Annotated in this window: 16 protein-coding genes; 8 read left to right on the top strand and 8 right to left on the bottom strand. The window is 48.3% G+C overall.

Annotated features, from left to right (window positions below):
• Positions 1 to 35 precede the first annotated feature (35 nt).
• A complete protein-coding gene (locus ACQ4MZ_RS14700) occupies positions 36 to 581 on the bottom strand; it encodes an NUDIX domain-containing protein (RefSeq protein WP_430845828.1) in 546 nt (181 codons plus the stop codon).
• Between the two features lie 75 nt (positions 582 to 656).
• Positions 657 to 1,079 carry a CBS domain-containing protein gene (locus tag ACQ4MZ_RS14695; protein ID WP_409012754.1) on the bottom strand — a complete coding sequence of 141 codons (423 nt, stop codon included), beginning with the start codon at positions 1,077 to 1,079 and terminating at the stop codon, positions 657 to 659.
• Between the two features lie 155 nt (positions 1,080 to 1,234).
• On the opposite strand from ACQ4MZ_RS14695, the gene ACQ4MZ_RS14690 reads away from it, so the two are divergent.
• Positions 1,235 to 2,662 carry an ATP-dependent DNA helicase gene (locus ACQ4MZ_RS14690; RefSeq protein WP_430845827.1) on the top strand — a complete coding sequence of 476 codons (1,428 nt, stop codon included), beginning with the start codon at positions 1,235 to 1,237 and terminating at the stop codon, positions 2,660 to 2,662.
• Between the two features lie 6 nt (positions 2,663 to 2,668).
• Here ACQ4MZ_RS14690 and ACQ4MZ_RS14685 read toward each other — a convergent pair whose 3' ends face one another.
• The gene (locus ACQ4MZ_RS14685) at positions 2,669 to 3,622 is read right to left on the bottom strand and encodes an L-threonylcarbamoyladenylate synthase (RefSeq protein ID WP_430845826.1); all 954 of its coding nucleotides are present in this window, start codon (positions 3,620 to 3,622) and stop codon (positions 2,669 to 2,671) included.
• Between the two features lie 170 nt (positions 3,623 to 3,792).
• Between ACQ4MZ_RS14685 and ACQ4MZ_RS14680 the strand changes: the two genes are divergently transcribed.
• The 4 genes from ACQ4MZ_RS14680 (at position 3,793) to ACQ4MZ_RS14665 (ending at position 8,600) form a co-directional block, all read left to right on the top strand.
• On the top strand, positions 3,793 to 5,532 hold the full coding sequence (locus ACQ4MZ_RS14680; protein ID WP_430845825.1) for a GMC family oxidoreductase: 1,740 nt from the start codon (positions 3,793 to 3,795) through the stop codon (positions 5,530 to 5,532).
• Between the two features lie 29 nt (positions 5,533 to 5,561).
• Positions 5,562 to 6,197, top strand: a complete 636-nt coding sequence (locus tag ACQ4MZ_RS14675) for a gluconate 2-dehydrogenase subunit 3 family protein (protein WP_430845824.1) — start codon at positions 5,562 to 5,564, stop codon at positions 6,195 to 6,197.
• 167 nt (positions 6,198 to 6,364) lie between these two features.
• Positions 6,365 to 7,807: a T9SS type A sorting domain-containing protein gene (locus tag ACQ4MZ_RS14670; protein ID WP_430845823.1), complete on the top strand. Its 1,443-nt coding sequence runs from the start codon at positions 6,365 to 6,367 to the stop codon at positions 7,805 to 7,807.
• Between the two features lie 61 nt (positions 7,808 to 7,868).
• Entirely contained in the window at positions 7,869 to 8,600 is a 732-nt protein-coding gene (locus tag ACQ4MZ_RS14665) for a class I SAM-dependent methyltransferase (protein ID WP_430845822.1), read from the top strand.
• A gap of 81 nt (positions 8,601 to 8,681) precedes the next feature.
• On the opposite strand, the gene ACQ4MZ_RS14660 is transcribed toward ACQ4MZ_RS14665, so the two are convergent.
• The 5 genes from ACQ4MZ_RS14660 to folP all read right to left on the bottom strand — a co-directional run bounded on the left by ACQ4MZ_RS14660 (position 8,682) and on the right by folP (position 13,937).
• Positions 8,682 to 10,295, bottom strand: coding sequence for an ABC-F family ATP-binding cassette domain-containing protein (locus tag ACQ4MZ_RS14660; protein ID WP_430845821.1), 1,614 nt, complete (start codon positions 10,293 to 10,295; stop codon positions 8,682 to 8,684).
• A 138-nt stretch (positions 10,296 to 10,433) separates the two neighbouring features.
• A complete protein-coding gene (locus ACQ4MZ_RS14655; RefSeq protein ID WP_430845820.1) occupies positions 10,434 to 11,708 on the bottom strand; it encodes a WD40 repeat domain-containing protein in 1,275 nt (424 codons plus the stop codon).
• A 169-nt stretch (positions 11,709 to 11,877) separates the two neighbouring features.
• On the bottom strand, positions 11,878 to 12,141 hold the full coding sequence (rpsT, locus tag ACQ4MZ_RS14650) for a 30S ribosomal protein S20 (RefSeq protein ID WP_019944067.1): 264 nt from the start codon (positions 12,139 to 12,141) through the stop codon (positions 11,878 to 11,880).
• Between the two features lie 103 nt (positions 12,142 to 12,244).
• Complete coding sequence (cdaA, locus tag ACQ4MZ_RS14645) at positions 12,245 to 13,048, bottom strand: diadenylate cyclase CdaA (protein WP_430845819.1); 804 nt, start codon at positions 13,046 to 13,048, stop codon at positions 12,245 to 12,247.
• Positions 13,049 to 13,085: 37 nt separating this feature from the next.
• The gene (folP, locus tag ACQ4MZ_RS14640) at positions 13,086 to 13,937 is read right to left on the bottom strand and encodes a dihydropteroate synthase (protein ID WP_430845818.1); all 852 of its coding nucleotides are present in this window, start codon (positions 13,935 to 13,937) and stop codon (positions 13,086 to 13,088) included.
• A gap of 27 nt (positions 13,938 to 13,964) precedes the next feature.
• On the opposite strand from folP, the gene ACQ4MZ_RS14635 reads away from it, so the two are divergent.
• Genes ACQ4MZ_RS14635 through ACQ4MZ_RS14625 form a run of 3 tightly spaced genes read left to right on the top strand, consistent with a single transcriptional unit; the run spans position 13,965 to position 16,207 of the window.
• Positions 13,965 to 14,567 carry a DUF1599 domain-containing protein gene (locus ACQ4MZ_RS14635; protein WP_430845817.1) on the top strand — a complete coding sequence of 201 codons (603 nt, stop codon included), beginning with the start codon at positions 13,965 to 13,967 and terminating at the stop codon, positions 14,565 to 14,567.
• Positions 14,568 to 14,600: 33 nt separating this feature from the next.
• Positions 14,601 to 15,692 carry a BT_3928 family protein gene (locus tag ACQ4MZ_RS14630; protein WP_430845816.1) on the top strand — a complete coding sequence of 364 codons (1,092 nt, stop codon included), beginning with the start codon at positions 14,601 to 14,603 and terminating at the stop codon, positions 15,690 to 15,692.
• Positions 15,693 to 15,703: 11 nt separating this feature from the next.
• Positions 15,704 to 16,207, top strand: coding sequence for a shikimate kinase (locus tag ACQ4MZ_RS14625; RefSeq protein ID WP_430845815.1), 504 nt, complete (start codon positions 15,704 to 15,706; stop codon positions 16,205 to 16,207).
• Positions 16,208 to 16,239 lie beyond the last annotated feature (32 nt).

Below are 16,239 nucleotides of genomic sequence, written 5' to 3'. Positions count from 1 at the left end.
TGGTCGGGTGGTATTGTTTAATGTTTATGCCGGCGTTAGTTTCCGGAAATATACTTGTTGAGTTCAAAAATTCCAGCCAGCGAGCCTGCCATATTCAGGACGCGGTGCCGCTGTTCCGGCTGAAACGCGGTGATTTCTTCCCAGGTCAAGAAACGAACATCACGGATAATCTGCCCGTCGGCTGCCAGTTCCGGATCAAAGCCCGACATCAGACTTCCCTCAAAGGATCTAATTTCAAAAAACAGCTCTACTGCGTGCAGCGGATCCGCAACATGCTCATTGACAAACAGCAACTCTCCAATCACCACATCCAGGCCCGTCTCCTCCCGGAATTCGCGGACCAATGCGTGCTCAGCCGTTTCGCCGAAGTAAACACCACCGCCGGGAGGCGACCAGAATATGCCGTCGGGCCCATAAAGTGCCTGGTTCACAAGCAAAATACGGCCCTCATGCACGCAGATCCCGCACACGCGCACACGCACGGAGCCCCCGTAAATAGTCCCTATGTCGGCATTTAGCGCTTGCAAAAGCTGTTTTTTGAACGGGCAAAGATAACCATCCGGCCAGAATAGGCAAGACATAATTCTACCTCTCCGTTTCCGGCAGGTCGGCTACGGGTGGTCAAATGGTAATTCCGCCGGAAAACGAAAGAAGGATCAGGAGTACGGGCTTCCGGAAATGTAGCTTTCGAGCGTATTAATATGCTCTTTCTGCTCATGTATGATCGCGGAAACGATGTCGTTGATCGAAATGATGCCCACCAGCTGGCCGTCGCGGTTCACCGGCAAGTGCCGAATGTGCTTGTCGGACATGATCTGCATACATTCTTCGATTTTCTCGTCCGTCTCCACGGTAATCACCTTGCTGGTCATTACGTCGCGGATCAGCGTGTCCCTCGAACCGCGGCCCTGCAAAATCACTTTGCGTGCATAGTCGCGCTCGGAAAAAATGCCGATCAATTCATTATCTTCAAGTACCAAAACTGCCCCAATGTTCTTCTCGGCCATGAGTTCCAGAGCCTCAAACACTGTGTTGTCCTGCGTAACCGACCAAATCGCATTGACAGGCTTGTTGCCCATTACATGTTGTACCAGCATAGATGTTTAGGTTTGGGATTTTCAGATAAGGGAGTCTAATATATGGATTTGACCTAATAAAGTCCAATAAAATATGAGTATTATTTTGTTAAAAAATCGGTTTTTGATAATCGAAATCCTTGCGTTAGATTCGTTCCATGGACACCGACAAACTTTTGCCTTCCCAGTTACTGCGCGGACAATTCCCTTTCAGGCCCACCGAGGGGCAACTTCGTTTCTTCGAGAAGACCAATGATTTTCTGATTGAAGAAAAGGGGCTTGAACGTTACAGGGACTGTTTTTTGCTCAAAGGTTACGCGGGGACGGGTAAAACCACGATCATCAGTACGCTCATTAAGGTGTTGAAAAACTTCGGCTATAAGTCGGTACTCCTCGCTCCCACAGGCCGGGCAGCAAAGGTGATGTCAGGCTACTCCGGAAAGATCGCACTCACGATCCATAAGAAGATTTACAAGCAGACAGCCGATGCGTTTTCAGGCACATTGACCTTCCAGCGGCAGAAAAATTACCACGACAATACCCTGTTCATCGTCGATGAAGCGTCCATGATCACCGACGATGCCGATTTCGGGAGCCGCAGCCTGCTGGCCGACCTGGTTGAATTTGTATTTGAAAACCCGGGCAACAAGCTGATGCTCGTCGGCGATACCGCCCAGCTGCCGCCGGTCGGAAAGGAACTAAGCCCCGCATTGGACGGCGATTATCTGGAAAGGACATTCTATATGTCTGTTTTTCAGGAGGAATTAAAGGAGGTCATGCGCCAGGACGAGCAATCCGGCATTCTTTTCAACGCCACCCAGCTACGCAACCAACTAGGCTCCGAGGCGGCTGATATTCATATTACCACCCGCTCCTACCGCGATGTTTTCAAAATGACGGGCGAAAAACTGGAAGAAGGCCTCCGATATGCGTACGATAAATATGGTACTGAGAACTCGATTATTCTGACGCGTTCCAACAAAGCGGCCGTTCAGTACAATGAATACATCCGGCGGGTTATTAATTTTTCGGAAGACGAGCTCGATGCCGGTGACCGGTTGATGGTCGTTAGAAACAATTACAATATCCTTGATGAAGACTCCCCCGCCGGCTTCATCGCCAACGGCGACTTCGTGGAGCTGCTGAAAATCCGCAAAACCCAGGAAATGCACGGCTTCCGGTTTGCCGACGTGACATTGAGGCTGACTGACTACGAAAAACAGCCTGAATTCGACGCGAAGATTTTCCTCGACACGCTGCATTCACCCTCGGCATCAATGTCCGCAGAAGACAACAAGAAGCTCTATGAGAGCGTCCAGCAGGATTATTTTTATATCAAATCCAAAAAAGACCGCGTCGAAGCGTTACGAAAAGACCCGTATCTGAATGCATTACAGGTGAAGTTCGCCTACGCGCTCACGTGTCATAAGGCGCAGGGAGGACAGTGGAGCGCGGTGTTTATCGATCAGGGATATTTACCCGAAGAGCAAATTAATACCGAGTTTGTCAGGTGGCTTTACACGGCTATTACCCGTGCCACTGACGAGGTCTTCCTGATGAATTTCCACCAGCAATTTTTCAAATAGCCATTGTCAGGCAGGCACTGAAGCACGCTGCAATCGGTCATTGATAGCTAGTCCCAACCCGCTGGAAGGCACCAGCTCCGCTTTAATTTCCGAAACAGCCAATGCATCCAGCTCCCGCAGGTATGCGAAAAGATTATGCGCAGCTTCTTTCAAATCACGGTTTGGGCTGAGCAAACGCTGGTATTTCCGGTCGGCTCCTTCCAGGTACCGGTCGAACATCAAATAGCCGGTTTCCGCACCGCCGGGTACGATTTCATCCCTTCTGTACAAATGCAGCGGTTTTCGGGGGGCATAATGGCTTTTGAGCATTCCCGGCGCCTTGGGATCGGAGGTGGAATGCGGCATCAGCACCACCGGCCCAACCAACGATTCTATTTCATTGATATCCAAACCTCCGAGGCGGTACACAATGGTTTCATCATTTTCAAAACCTAAAATCGTCGACTCGATACCCACCTCGCATTCACCACCGTCGAGAATATAAGGAATGCGGTCGCCGAGCTGCTGCGCTACATGCTCAGGCTTGGTAGGGCTAATGTAGCCGAACGGATTCGCGCTTGGCGCTGCAAGCGGGAAGTTGAGTTGGCTAAGCAGTTCGAGCGTAAGCGGGTGATTGGGAATCCGCACCGCCACTGTATCGAGCCCCGATGTCACCAGGTCGGGCACAATGTCTTTTTTAGGCAACAACAAAGTCAGTGGTCCTGGCCAGAATCGGCTGGCCAGCACCCGGGCCTTTTCGGGGATGTCCGACACGTAGATAGCCGCTTTCTCGATGGAATCAGTATGGATAATGAGCGGGTCGAATGCGGGCCGGTTCTTTGCTTCGAAAATAGAAAGTACCGCTTTTTCGTTCAATGCATTGCCCGCCAGCCCGTAAACGGTTTCGGTAGGAATGGCTACTAATTCGCCTTTTATCAGAAATTCTTTTGCGACGTGGAGATCGCTGCCTGTAACTGCCAAAATATAATTCTGTTTTTAAAATACAAAAATACGGCGGCGCGGAAGAAATCCGAATATCCGCATTTAGATTGTTTTTAAATAACTCTGGAATGTCGGAGACTTGGCACTGCGTTACCTGATACGTGTTTATATTTATTGGTTAAATAGTACTATCTAAACAACCCTTTACTATGTTTCAAATCAAAGAACAACCTACCGTTTTCGACGTCGCGATTATCGGCTCGGGCGCGGGAGGCGGAATGGCAGCTTATCAACTTGCCAAAGCGGGTGCCAAGGTGGCTCTTTTGGAAGCAGGTGGATATTTCGATCCTGCCGATCCAAAATACATTACTCAACTGAAATGGCCTTACGAATCCCCACGCCGCGGCGCAAGTACCCACCGCCCTTTCGGTGATTTCGATGCAGCCTGGGGTGGATGGGAAATCGAGGGAGAACCCTATACACACAAAAACGGAACGCAATTCGACTGGTTCAGATCCCGTATGCTCGGAGGCCGTACCAATCACTGGGGACGCATTTCCCTGCGTTTCGGTCCAAAAGACTTTAAACGAAAAAGCATCGACGGCCTTGGCGACGACTGGCCGATCAGCTACGACGATGTAAAACCTTATTACGATCAGGTAGACAAGCTTATCGGTGTTTTCGGGACCGTAGAAGGTCTGGACAACGAACCGGACGGCATCTTCCTTCCTCCGCCGAAGCCACGCCTGCACGAGCTTTTCCTTAAACAGGCAGGTAAAAAGGCAAATATTCCGGTAATCCCGTCACGTCTGTCGATCCTTACCAAACCGATCAACGATCAGCGTGGTGTTTGTTTTTATTGCAGCCAGTGCGCACGCGCGTGTCAGGCGTATGCGGATTTCTCGTCATCATCGGTATTGTGTATTCCAGCAATCAAAACCGGTAACGTAACCTTGATCAACAATGCGATGTGCCGCGAGGTGCTGACCGACCCTTCAACGGGACTGGCAACCGGCGTTTCGTACATTGACCGGGAAAAACTAACCGAGCACACTGTTAAGGCGAAAGTGGTGGTACTCGCCGCCTCGGCCGCAGAATCTGCACGCTTGCTGCTCAACTCGAAATCGGCCCGTCATCAAAACGGTCTGGCGAACTCCAGCGGCGTGGTAGGTCGTTACCTCCATGATTCGACCGGCGCATCACGCGGTGCATTCCTGCCCCACCTGATGGACCGTAAGCGCTATAATGAAGACGGCGTAGGCGGTATGCACGTGTACACCCCGTGGTGGCTTGATAACAAAAAACTCGACTTCCCCCGCGGTTACCACATCGAGTACGGCGGCGGTATGGGCATGCCTAGCTATGGATTCGGCTCCGGTATCGAGAACTTGAATGGTAAATATCCGACCAAAGCCGGTGTTATGAAAGAAGCGGGAGGTTACGGTGCGTCGCTGAAGGAGGATTACCGTCGTTTCTACGGTGCCAACATCGGCATGGCAGGTCGAGGCGAAGCGGTGCCTGACTATAATAACTACTGCGAAATCGACCCGAATGTAGTCGACAAATTCGGTATTCCGGTATTGCGCTTCCACTACAAATGGTCTGACTACGAGATTAAGCAGGCAAAGCACATGCACGATACTTTCGAGGAGATTATCCATGCATTGGGCGGCGTAGCAAACGGAACCAAGCCGGGCGCGGATACCAACTACGGTCTGGCAGCTCCTGGACGCATCATCCACGAAGTAGGAACTGTTCGAATGGGCGACGATCCGAAAACGTCCGCATTGAACAAGTTCTCGCAGGCACACGACGCTAAAAACGTATTTGTGGTAGATGGTGGTTCGTTCGTGTCTCAAGCCGACAAAAACCCAACCTGGACAATCCTGGCGCTCTCCATGCGTGCCTCAGAATACATTATCAATCAGGTTAAACAGAAAAATATCTAACATTTGAACCCTGTTCAAATCATAAGCATATGAAACGCAGAGATTCATTAAAGTCACTGACCCTAAGCTCGCTGGGGATAGCCGCATTGAGCCCTCAGGTGGCCCTTGCCGAACAGCGGGACCTCGAAACTCAAAACCCACCGGAAACCCCGCTTAAAATTCCGGGAGGACGCACAAAAGAAGAAGCGATCCGCGATGCTAAACTGGCCAAAGAGAAATTTTTGACCACGGCCGAACTGGCTACTATCAAAGTTTTGGTGGACATTATCATCCCAGCCGACGCAACTTCCGCCAGCGCATCCCAGGCGGGTGTAGTGGAGTTTATCGACTTCATTGTGAAGGACATGCCTCAACATCAGACGCCGATCCGTGGCGGCCTGCGCTGGCTCGAAAGAGAATCACTCAACCGCTTCGGCAAAGGATTTACATTGGCCACCAAAGCCCAGCAAATCCAAATCGTAGACGATATCGCATACCCTCAAAAAGCGAAGCCTATTCACAGCCAGGGTGTCGCATTCTTCAATTTGATGCGTAACCTGACGGCTTCCGGTTTCTACACATCTAAAATCGGTATAGCCGACCTGGGTTATAAAGGCAACACGCCGAATGTATGGGAAGGCGTTCCGGAAGATGTGTTGAAGCAATATGGTTTGAGCTACGATTGAGCTTCCTGTTTTCATACGAAAAACAACAGCCCCGCCTCTGCCTGAGGTGGGGCTTTTTGTAAACAGGTCGGCACAAAATGCTTTGAACACTGGAAATGAGATGATACCTTTGAAACAGTTAGCATAGCTAATAAAAGAATTCACTCAACGTTTAAACACTTTCAAATATGAAGAAGATTTACCTGTTAATCTCAATTTGCCTTTTTTCTCAATTCCTAAATGCGCAGAGCTGCAACGCACCTGAATTCACAAGCCAGCAGCAACTTGATAACTTCAAAATTCAAAATCCCGGGTGCAAGACAATCTCGGGAAGTGTGTTCGTCTCGGGGGCCGACATTACAAATCTGAATGGCCTCTCCAATATAACCCATGTTATGGGCGACGTGACGATCATTAATAACCCAACACTTCCAAACATGAGTGGATTAGGCGCGTTGACGGACATAAACGGCCGTCTAACGATCAATAACAACCCCGCCTTATTAAATGTAGACGGACTCGGTGCTCTCACCAACATTTACAATGGGATTAATGTAGAAGGAAATCAGTCGCTTACAGATCTTTCGGGCTTGCAATCCCTTTCCTATGTAAATAGTTACCTGAGAGTCGTTTACAATCCGGTTTTAACCAGTGTTGAAGTATTTAATAAAATTACTTCTGTCACCGACTTCCTGTCGGTAGGTGCCAATCCTATGCTGGAAAGCCTGTCCGGTCTTCGCAATATTACCACTGCCAATTCAGTTTCCATAGCCCTGAATGACAAACTATTGAACCTCGATGGCCTGAAATCACTGACAAGTACCACAGGTTATCTTTACATCGGATACAATCCCTTGCTTACCAACCTGCAAGGCCTCGGCAATTTGAAAAATATCGGCTACTATTTAAATATCACCAACAACAATGCCCTTACTTCGCTAACCGGACTGGATAGCCTTGAATTGGCCAGCCAAATCCAGATTCAGAACAACCCAAACTTATCTGAATGCGCAATCCGCTCCATCTGCGCAATCCTGAATGCTAATGCAGCATCTTTCTTTGTGACTTCCAATGCCACGGGATGCAATACCGGGCAAGAATTGGCAACCCAATGCGCTAAGTTGCCAATAGACCTGGTCAGTTTTTCAGGTGAAAGTAAAATGGAGGGAAATGTGCTCAAATGGGTAACAGCCTCTGAAATAAACAACAAGGGCTTTGAGGTAGAAAAGAGTTCTAATGGCAAGTCATTCCAAAAAATCGGCTTTGTGAAGGGCAGTACAGATAGCTGGCGAGCGCTGAATTATTCATTTACCGACCCAACTCCCCATTCATTAACTTACTATCGCCTGAAACAGATCGATTGGGACGGAACTTCCACCTATTCAAAAATGGTCGTTGTACAGAGTAAAGAACCAGCCGTCGCAGTTTACCCGAATCCTTCACGCGGCCGCCTGAGTATTCGCGCGAAAAATCAGAACCAGCCGTACTATATCAAGGACGGGCAGGGCATTATCGTTAAGGAATCCCCGGTCCTTCCCGATAAGGAAATTTCAACAGAGTCATTGCAGGACGGCATCTACTTTCTGACCGTCGGTTCCGAAGTATTTAAGATTTTAGTAGTTAATGACTAGAAAACTTCTGGATTCGATTCACTTATTTTGCACACTCTAAAACAAATTCGCATTCGGCCACATGCAGATATCCGACAATATAAAAGATTCATATTCAAGTCAATATGACGAAAACTCCGTAAAGTGGCGTAACACCGGCGCTCGCTATAAGGCGCTTAACATCGTTGAGCTTTCCAAATCGATCCAATTCAAAAATGTATTGGAGGTAGGTGCCGGAGAAGGAAGCATTCTGAATTGGCTGTCGCAATGGAATTTTTGCGATGATTTGAACTGCATTGAAATTTCCGAAAGCGGTATCGAGTTGATCAAATCCAAGAATATCAGGAACCTCAAAAGTGTCCTCCTGTTCGACGGGTACAAAATCCCCTATCCCGACAACCATTTCGACCTGGTCATTTGCTCTCACGTATTGGAGCATGTCGAGCATGAGCGGGTTTTGCTGAGGGAAATCAAACGAGTGTCGAAATACCAGATATTTGAAGTACCGATAGATTTTTCATTCTATGTGGATCGGAAATTGGAGCACTTTCTTTCCTACGGCCACATCAACATTTACACACCGTCATTATTCCGGTTTTTGTTGAAATCTGAAAATTTTGAAGTCATAAAGGATATTACCTACCTGTATGACGACGAAGTCTTACAGCTCATGTTTAAAAAGAAGAATTCCGCTTATTATATCACAAAAATCAAATTTGCGATCCTCTCCATGGTACCTTATTTGCGAGGTATAAAGCCCAGTTCCTATGCAGTGTTAACAAAAAAAACAGAGAAACAGCTCTCGATTTTTTAACCTACTAAGTAGCATATATAAAAGCACAGCCCCGTTTCGGTTTTGAAACGGGGCTGTGCTTTTATATGATTTAACCTGAAATCAATACAGTTTCTGACGCTGCTGTTTCACGGTTTCATCCGTCAGGAACTCATCGTAAGTCATCAGCTTGTCGAGAATTCCTTTTGGTCCGATCTCGATAATGCGGTTCGCGACAGTTTCCACGAACTGGTGGTCGTGCGAATAGAATAGCAGGCATCCGGTGAAGTCGATCAGGCCGTTGTTCAATGCAGTGATCGATTCGAGGTCGAGGTGGTTGGTAGGGTCGTCGAGTACGAGTGCATTCGCCCCGGAGAGCATCGTGCGCGAGAGCATACAACGTACTTTTTCACCTCCGGAAAGTACTTTCGCCTTCTTCAACGACTCTTCGCCGGAGAAAAGCATCCGCCCCAGGAAACCGCGAATAAAGCTTTCGTCCTTCTCGTCGGAATACTGGCGCAGCCAGTCAACCAGGTTCAAATCCACATCGAAGAACTGTCCCGGATCTTTCGGGAAGTAGGATTTGGTGATGGTAACACCCCAGCTAAACTCGCCCTTATCGGCCTTATCCACTTCACTTACAATATCAAACAATGCACTGATCGCCAGTACATTTCGGCTCACAAACGCAATTTTATCTCCTTTATTGACGGTAAAGCTGATGTTGTCGAACAGCTTGGTTCCGTCCTCGGCGGTTTTGGAAAGCCCCTCCACGCGCAAAATCTGGTCACCCACCTCACGCTCGGATTTGAATGCGATGTAGGGATACTTGCGGGAAGATGGCTTAATATCGTCAACAGTCAGTTTTTCCAGCAATTTGGCGCGGGAAGTTGCCTGCTTCGATTTCGAAGCATTCGCGCTGAACCGGCGGATAAAATCCTCCAATTCCTTACGCTTGTCTTCCGCTTTCTTGTTGGCATCCTGGCGCTGTTTCAATGCCAGCTGGCTCGATTGGTACCAGAATGAATAGTTACCCGAGAACAGCTGCACTTTGCTGAAATCGATATCCACCACATGCGTACAAACTTCATCGAGGAAGTGACGGTCGTGGGAAACCACAATGACCGTGTTCTTGAAATCTGCGAGGAAGTTTTCGAGCCACAATACCGTTTCAACGTCAAGGTTGTTGGTAGGCTCATCAAGTAAAAGCACATCTGGATTACCGAAAAGCGCTTGTGCGAGCAGGACACGCACTTTATCGTTCGCGTTCAGATCGCCCATTAATGAATGGTGCAGGTCTTCGCCCAAACCAAGACCGCTCAAAAGCTGGGCGGCTTCTGTTTCGGCTTCCCATCCATTCAAATCAGCGAACTCTGCTTCGAGGTCGGCTGCTTTTTCACCATCCTCGTCCGTGAAATCCTCTTTCGCGTAAATGGCTTCCCGTTCTTTCATTACTTTATAAAGACGCTCGTGCCCGAGGATCACCGTATCCATGACGGTATACGCATCGAATTCAAACTGGTCCTGTTTCAGGAACGTCATACGCTCGCCGGGGTTCATGCTTACGCTACCGGTCTGCGGCTCGATTTCGCCTGAAAGAATCTTTAAAAAGGTGGATTTCCCGGCTCCGTTAGCGCCGATCACGCCATAGCAGTTACCAGGGACAAACTTTATATTTACTTCGTCGAACAATACCCTTTTACCGTATCGCAGCGATACGTTCTGAACCGTAATCATCTGTAAATTGATTATTTATGAATGAGACCGCAAAATTACAAAAATCGGGCTGATTTAGCATCCTTGGGCGAACTAAATGCAAACAAAACAGGCCGGTAACAAACCGGCCTGCCTATTAAAATCCAAGATTTCCTTTAATCAGGGGATCACGCGCAAGGTATGCGCACCCTTGGCGACACTCACTTTCGCGCCCTGCTTTTTTAATGCCGGGGTATCGCCCTTGGTCACCGACCAGAACTCCACACCGCCATTGCCGCTGCCGTATTCCAGATATTCAAACACGGAAACCGCGAGGTTAGAGCCATCTTTATCAAAAGCGACGCTCTGAGGGTAAATGCCGTCGAACGGATAATCCGCTACTTTGGTCAGCGCGCCGGTGTTGGCCACCTTATATAATGATAGCGACGCTCCGGTACCTGCACCTGCTTCTGCCCATGGCGAGCCGCTCTTGCCTGCATTAGCCGTTACGAGCAGAGTACCATCGGGGCTCAATGCAAATGAACCGGTATTTAACCCAACCGGAGCCTGGCCCGCCACTTTGTGCTCAACCGCGCCATCCATTGAGAAGTCGATCACGAAAACTTCACCTTCACCAGCGCCCTTACCCTGCGGCCCTTTCGCGTCGAGAACGAGGTAATGCTTGCCATCGGCCGTAAATCTTCCGAAAGAAGGGTCAACACCTACTTTTACCGGCTTGCCTACCATTTCCACATTTTTCAGTTTTCCTGCTTCGCGAATCACTTTATATAGACCCACTTCATTGGAATTATCGAGCGTGAATGCGATGAAATCCCCGGATGGATGCCATGAAATGTCTATGATACGGTTAGTGGTATCCAATGCGGCAGGCAGATTCAGGAAACGTGCGGGTTTGCCGTCCGGACCAGCCTCGATGAACACGAGCTCTTTGCCGGTATCATTAGTCGCCAGAATCAGTTCATTTTTGTTGACGTCGATAGAAGTCGGCTTTTTACCGACCGGAAAACCGAATTTTGCCTTCGGCGCCGCCAGGTTGCTGATATCGACCACAAACAGCTTCTCTCCAACCGGAAACTCCTTTGAAATGTCTTTGTATTCCCCTATACCATCCTCCGGTCTGATCCGGTTTTCGAGCACGAATGCGAGCGTTCCGGTCGGTGATACTGCCAGCGTTTTGGAGTAGCCCAGCGCTGAATTTGATACCAGCGCACTTCCCAGGCCTTTACTCCCCCTTTCGATCGGGAATTTAATGGTAGTAAGCTGGTCTTTCGATGTGTTGTCTCTTAATAGCTTACCATCAACCAATGCGGAAGCTGCCAGATCGGCATCAGACGCTACAACCAGACCACGGGCATTGAATGTGATGGGTGATTGGGCTACCGCCGGGATGCTTCCCAACGCAGCCAAACCAGCAAATAATGCTACTTTCTTCATGGAAAAGAATTTAAGTTTTAGGTGGTTTGAACAATTTGAGCTTACATCAAAAAGAACCTTGCAGGGGCGTTTATACCTGTGCAAGGTTCTTTTCAGAACGCGCAATATACAATAAAAAGAAAAACCCCGGCAAGCATTTGCCGGGGTTTCGGGTCACAGGAAGTAAAAATTACGCTGCAACAGCAAGTCCGTTGACGAATTTCGCCAGTTTAGACTTCTGGTTAGAAGCTTTCTTCTTGTGGATGATATTTTTCTTTGCCAAACGATCCAACATTGAAGATACAGTTTTGTAAACTTCAACAGCTACTGCCTTATCAGTCGTTTCACGCAATTTTTTGATGTATGAACGGGTAGTCTTGTGCTGGTAACGATTACGCAAACGCTTAGTTTCGTTAGCGCGGATTCTTTTTAAAGCTGATTTATGATTTGCCATTTGTAATGAATATTTTTCTATTTCTCATTTCGGTCTGCAAAAATAGAAATTGCTTCCCAAAACGCCAAATTTCCTCCCAAAATATATTTTAATTAAAATAAACCTACTTCGGCATGCGCTGCACATCCGAGGCCAGGTACTCCTCGATCCGCGATTCCAGCTCACTATAAGGGATATTGCTGTGCAGCTCTCCCTCCACTGCCAATGAAATTTTACCGGTTTGCTCCGAAATCACAATAACGATCGCATCCGTAGCTTCGCTCATACCCATCGCAGCACGGTGGCGGAAACCCAGCGACGACGGCACATCCACGCCATCGGCCACCGGCAGCACGCAGCGTGCCGCTTTCAGGACTCCATCCACAATGATCACCGCCCCATCATGCAGCTCGCTGTATTGATTGAAAAGCGACACCAGCAGCGGCTTGGAAACACGCGCATCGAGCATCTCACCGGTTTCAACATATTTACCCAAATCGTCGCGCTTGTTGAGCACTATCAATGCACCGGTAAAGTTTGCGGCGATGGTCTTGCTCGCGTCGATCACCTCTTTCAGGTTTTTCACCTTAAAGTCACGCATGGAATTGCCGATGATCTTTTTGAGAAAACCATTATTGGTATAAATGGTCGACTTGCCGATAATGAGCAAAAAACGCCGGATCTCCTGCTGGAAAATCACGATCAATGCTACGGCACCAACCCCCATGAAGTATTGCAGGATGGCTGTCAGCAGCCCCAAACCGAGCCCTTTGACTACCAGATAGAAGACGTAAACGAACAAATACCCGAGAAAAACCCTGCTTGCAATACTTCCCCGAACAAGGGTATATACCTGATAAAGAAGAATGGACACTAAAAAAACATCCAGGATATCAGCCCAATTGATGTTCAGAAAACCCACACGCATACGAAAGGTGATATTTTACAGCGACTAAATTACTATTTTAATTCGGATAGTTACCTGCGGCCATCCACAGTTTTACCGCTTCCACGGCAGGTTTCACGTCATGCACACGGAGGATCGACGCTCCCCGCTCCAATGCCAGCGTGTTGAGCACCGTTGTACCATTTAACGCTTCTTCGGGCGAAATATGCAAGGTTTTGTAGATTGTCGTCTTACGCGAAATGCCCACCAGTACCGGGTATCCCAGTAATTGGAACTGTTTGAGCTCCCGCATCAGCTCGAAATTCTGTGCGATGGTTTTCGCAAATCCGAAACCCGGATCGATGATCAGGTCCGCGACTCCCTTACTTTGCAACAATGCAACTTTCTGCCTTAAATCCCTGAGGATATCCGGCACTAAACGTTCGTAGTCCGTCAGATTGTTCATCGTTTGCGGCGTTCCACGCATATGCATTAATATGTACGGTACACGCAGGCGGGCAACGGTTTCGAACATGGCGTCATCGAGCGTTCCGCCGGCGACATCATTAATCATATGCGCGCCTTTGCGAATGCCTCTTTCGGCTACTTCGGCCCGAAAGGTATCAACAGAAATGATGAGGTCGGGAAAAAATTTAGCAAGTGGCTCCACGGCGGATTCGATGCGGTCGCCCTCCTCCTCCGCGCTCACCTCCCGAGCGCCGGGGCGTGTGGAATAACCGCCGATGTCGATCATACCGGCACCTTCGGAAAGCATCTGTCCGGCCTTTTCGACAATCTCGTCCGTCGCACCAACCCGGCTCCCGGAGTAGAATGAGTCGGGCGTGATATTTATAATGCCCATTACCGCGGGTGCCGACAGATCGAGCAGCGTGCCCCGGATATTGAGCGTTTTTTTACTAACTTGCAACATAAATTCTTTTCAAAAACAGGCAAAGGAATGAATATCAAAGCATTTTCTTCCTACCGTCTGAAAGTCTCTAACTCATTTGAAACAGTGAAATCCACAGAATCGGAATATCAGGAAATCATTCAGTATTGCCAAGATCTTTTTACAAAAAAAAACAAGGACTACGGGACATCCTGGCGTATCCTTCGGCTTCCCTCGATTACCGATCAGATCTTCATCAAGGCCCAACGCATCCGCACTATCCAGGACAAGGGTGTACAGAAAGTGAATGAGGATGTGTCATCCGAGTTTATCGGGATCATCAATTATTGCGTCATGGCGCTGATCCAGATCGCGGCCACAGAGCAAAACCAGGATATCGACGATTCAGCATTAACAAATCTTTACAATTCTCAGGTGAACGAAGCGAAGGAATTGTTGTTTAATAAAAACCATGACTATGGCGAGGCGTGGCGCGATATGCGTGTGAGCTCCATGACTGACATCATTCTCATGAAACTGCTAAGGATCAAACAAATAGAAGACAATCAGGGCCTTACACTCGTTTCCGAAGGCGTAAAAGCCGGTTACCAGGATATTATCAACTATTCGGTATTCTGCCTGATTAAATCGAACGCCTTACAGACCAACTAACAAAGACACACCCAAACCGCCGTCCAGTTTGCAATGAAAATCTTTGCCCAGATCTCACGAGTCGTAGTAGGATTACTTTTCATTTTCTCCGGAATCATCAAGCTGAACGACCCGATCGGGACACAGTACAAGCTGGAAGAATATTTCGAGGTCTTCGCGACGGACCTCCCCGCGCTACATGATTTTTTCATGGCGCTCGTGCCGCTGGCACTGTACTTCTCGGTATTTCTTTGCACGGCGGAGGTTGTCCTGGGTATTGCATTACTCGTCGCTTACAAACCCAAAACCACCTCCTGGCTGCTGCTGGCGATCATAGTTTTTTTTACATTCCTGACATTCTATTCGGCTTATTTCAATAAAGTGACCGATTGTGGTTGCTTCGGCGCGGCAATCAAGCTTACACCATGGACGTCGTTTGGCAAGGATATATTCTTGTTGATCCTGATTCTGGTGATCGTATACTACCGAAAGAAGTTCAAATCCTACCCTACCGGCATTATCGTCGTTATCTCGACGCTGGTTTCACTCGGCGTTGCCATTTACTCGTTGCGCCACTTACCGATCGTCGATTTGCTGCCTTACCGTGTGGGCGCGAGCATTCCCGCGCAAATGAAGCCTTCCGAGCCGCTTCGGTATCTATATGTTTTTGAAAAAGATGGCAAAACACTGGAATATGAGCAATATCCGAGTGACACTACACTGAAATTCAAGGAAATGGTCGTGCTGAATGAGGATGCGAAACCGAAAATCACGGATTACAAGGTCTGGAATGACGCAGGCGATTTTACGGAAGGCACCTTTCAGGGCAAAAAACTTTTCCTGATTATCAAAAGCCTCACCGACATTAATACCGCCGCATTACCGGATATCAACAAGCTGATCAATGCTGTAAAAAGCAAAGGTGTGGAACCGATCATCCTTACTTCGGGAAACAGCGCCGACATCGAGAATTTTCTCTCGCAACACCAGCTTACCGCCCCTTACTATTATGTGGATGCGACGGTTTTGAAAACCATTTCACGCTCCAACCCGGGCCTGTGGCTTTTGAAAGACGGTATTGTGAAAGGCAAATGGCATTACAACGACACCCCGACTGCCGATGAGGTAGTGAGCCTTGTCAAATAATGTGACTTTAAATGAAGAATATAATACTCGTCGGGATGATGTCTTCCGGCAAAACTACGCTCGGCAAAAAGCTCGCACGGGCATTGAATTACCAGTTCGTAGACCTTGACAAGCTAATCGAGAAAGACCAGGGAATGGAGATTTCCGCTATTTTCTCGCAGCAAGGGGAAGCCTATTTCCGGGAAGTCGAAAGCCGGATTTTGAAGGAAACGGCCACACAAAAAGGTATTGTGCTCGCTTCGGGCGGGGGCACACCCTGCTTTTTTGATAATATGAAGGTAATCAAAGGAATGGGCGTCAGCATTTTCCTGGATGTTCCGGCCGAAGATCTTGCAAGAAGGATCCAAAACCATGGCAAGGACGACCGCCCTATTCTTTCTGGCGCGACGTCGCTCGTCGACACGCTGCAAAACCGCATTACAGACCGGCTCCCGTACTACACACAGGCAGACTTTACATTGAAGGGCGAGATAGATGTCAGTCATCTATTGGACGTGCTTACGCCCTTGTTATAACTGAAAAAACCTGCGCTAAGCAGGTTTTTTCA

Source organism: Dyadobacter sp. BHUBP1 (assembly GCF_050587785.1).
In the GTDB taxonomy this organism is placed as follows: domain Bacteria; phylum Bacteroidota; class Bacteroidia; order Cytophagales; family Spirosomataceae; genus Dyadobacter.
Note: the sequence above shows the minus strand (reverse complement) of the source record. Positions and strands in the feature narration are given on the sequence as shown.

What these genes read in the sequence shown, in the direction of transcription:
- ACQ4MZ_RS14700 (WP_430845828.1), bottom strand. Translation starts at nt 581, where the DNA reads ATGTCTTGCCTATTCTGGCCGGATGGTTATCTTTGCCCGTTCAAAAAA.
- ACQ4MZ_RS14695 (WP_409012754.1), bottom strand. Translation starts at nt 1,079, where the DNA reads ATGGGCAACAAGCCTGTCAATGCGATTTGGTCGGTTACGCAGGACAAC.
- ACQ4MZ_RS14690 (WP_430845827.1), top strand. Translation starts at nt 1,235, where the DNA reads ATGGACACCGACAAACTTTTGCCTTCCCAGTTACTGCGCGGACAATTC.
- ACQ4MZ_RS14680 (WP_430845825.1), top strand. Translation starts at nt 3,793, where the DNA reads ATGTTTCAAATCAAAGAACAACCTACCGTTTTCGACGTCGCGATTATC.
- ACQ4MZ_RS14675 (WP_430845824.1), top strand. Translation starts at nt 5,562, where the DNA reads ATGAAACGCAGAGATTCATTAAAGTCACTGACCCTAAGCTCGCTGGGG.
- ACQ4MZ_RS14670 (WP_430845823.1), top strand. Translation starts at nt 6,365, where the DNA reads ATGAAGAAGATTTACCTGTTAATCTCAATTTGCCTTTTTTCTCAATTC.
- ACQ4MZ_RS14665 (WP_430845822.1), top strand. Translation starts at nt 7,869, where the DNA reads ATGCAGATATCCGACAATATAAAAGATTCATATTCAAGTCAATATGAC.
- ACQ4MZ_RS14660 (WP_430845821.1), bottom strand. Translation starts at nt 10,295, where the DNA reads ATGATTACGGTTCAGAACGTATCGCTGCGATACGGTAAAAGGGTATTG.
- ACQ4MZ_RS14655 (WP_430845820.1), bottom strand. Translation starts at nt 11,708, where the DNA reads ATGAAGAAAGTAGCATTATTTGCTGGTTTGGCTGCGTTGGGAAGCATC.
- rpsT (WP_019944067.1), bottom strand. Translation starts at nt 12,141, where the DNA reads ATGGCAAATCATAAATCAGCTTTAAAAAGAATCCGCGCTAACGAAACT.
- cdaA (WP_430845819.1), bottom strand. Translation starts at nt 13,048, where the DNA reads ATGCGTGTGGGTTTTCTGAACATCAATTGGGCTGATATCCTGGATGTT.
- folP (WP_430845818.1), bottom strand. Translation starts at nt 13,937, where the DNA reads ATGTTGCAAGTTAGTAAAAAAACGCTCAATATCCGGGGCACGCTGCTC.
- ACQ4MZ_RS14635 (WP_430845817.1), top strand. Translation starts at nt 13,965, where the DNA reads ATGAATATCAAAGCATTTTCTTCCTACCGTCTGAAAGTCTCTAACTCA.
- ACQ4MZ_RS14630 (WP_430845816.1), top strand. Translation starts at nt 14,601, where the DNA reads ATGAAAATCTTTGCCCAGATCTCACGAGTCGTAGTAGGATTACTTTTC.
- ACQ4MZ_RS14625 (WP_430845815.1), top strand. Translation starts at nt 15,704, where the DNA reads ATGAAGAATATAATACTCGTCGGGATGATGTCTTCCGGCAAAACTACG.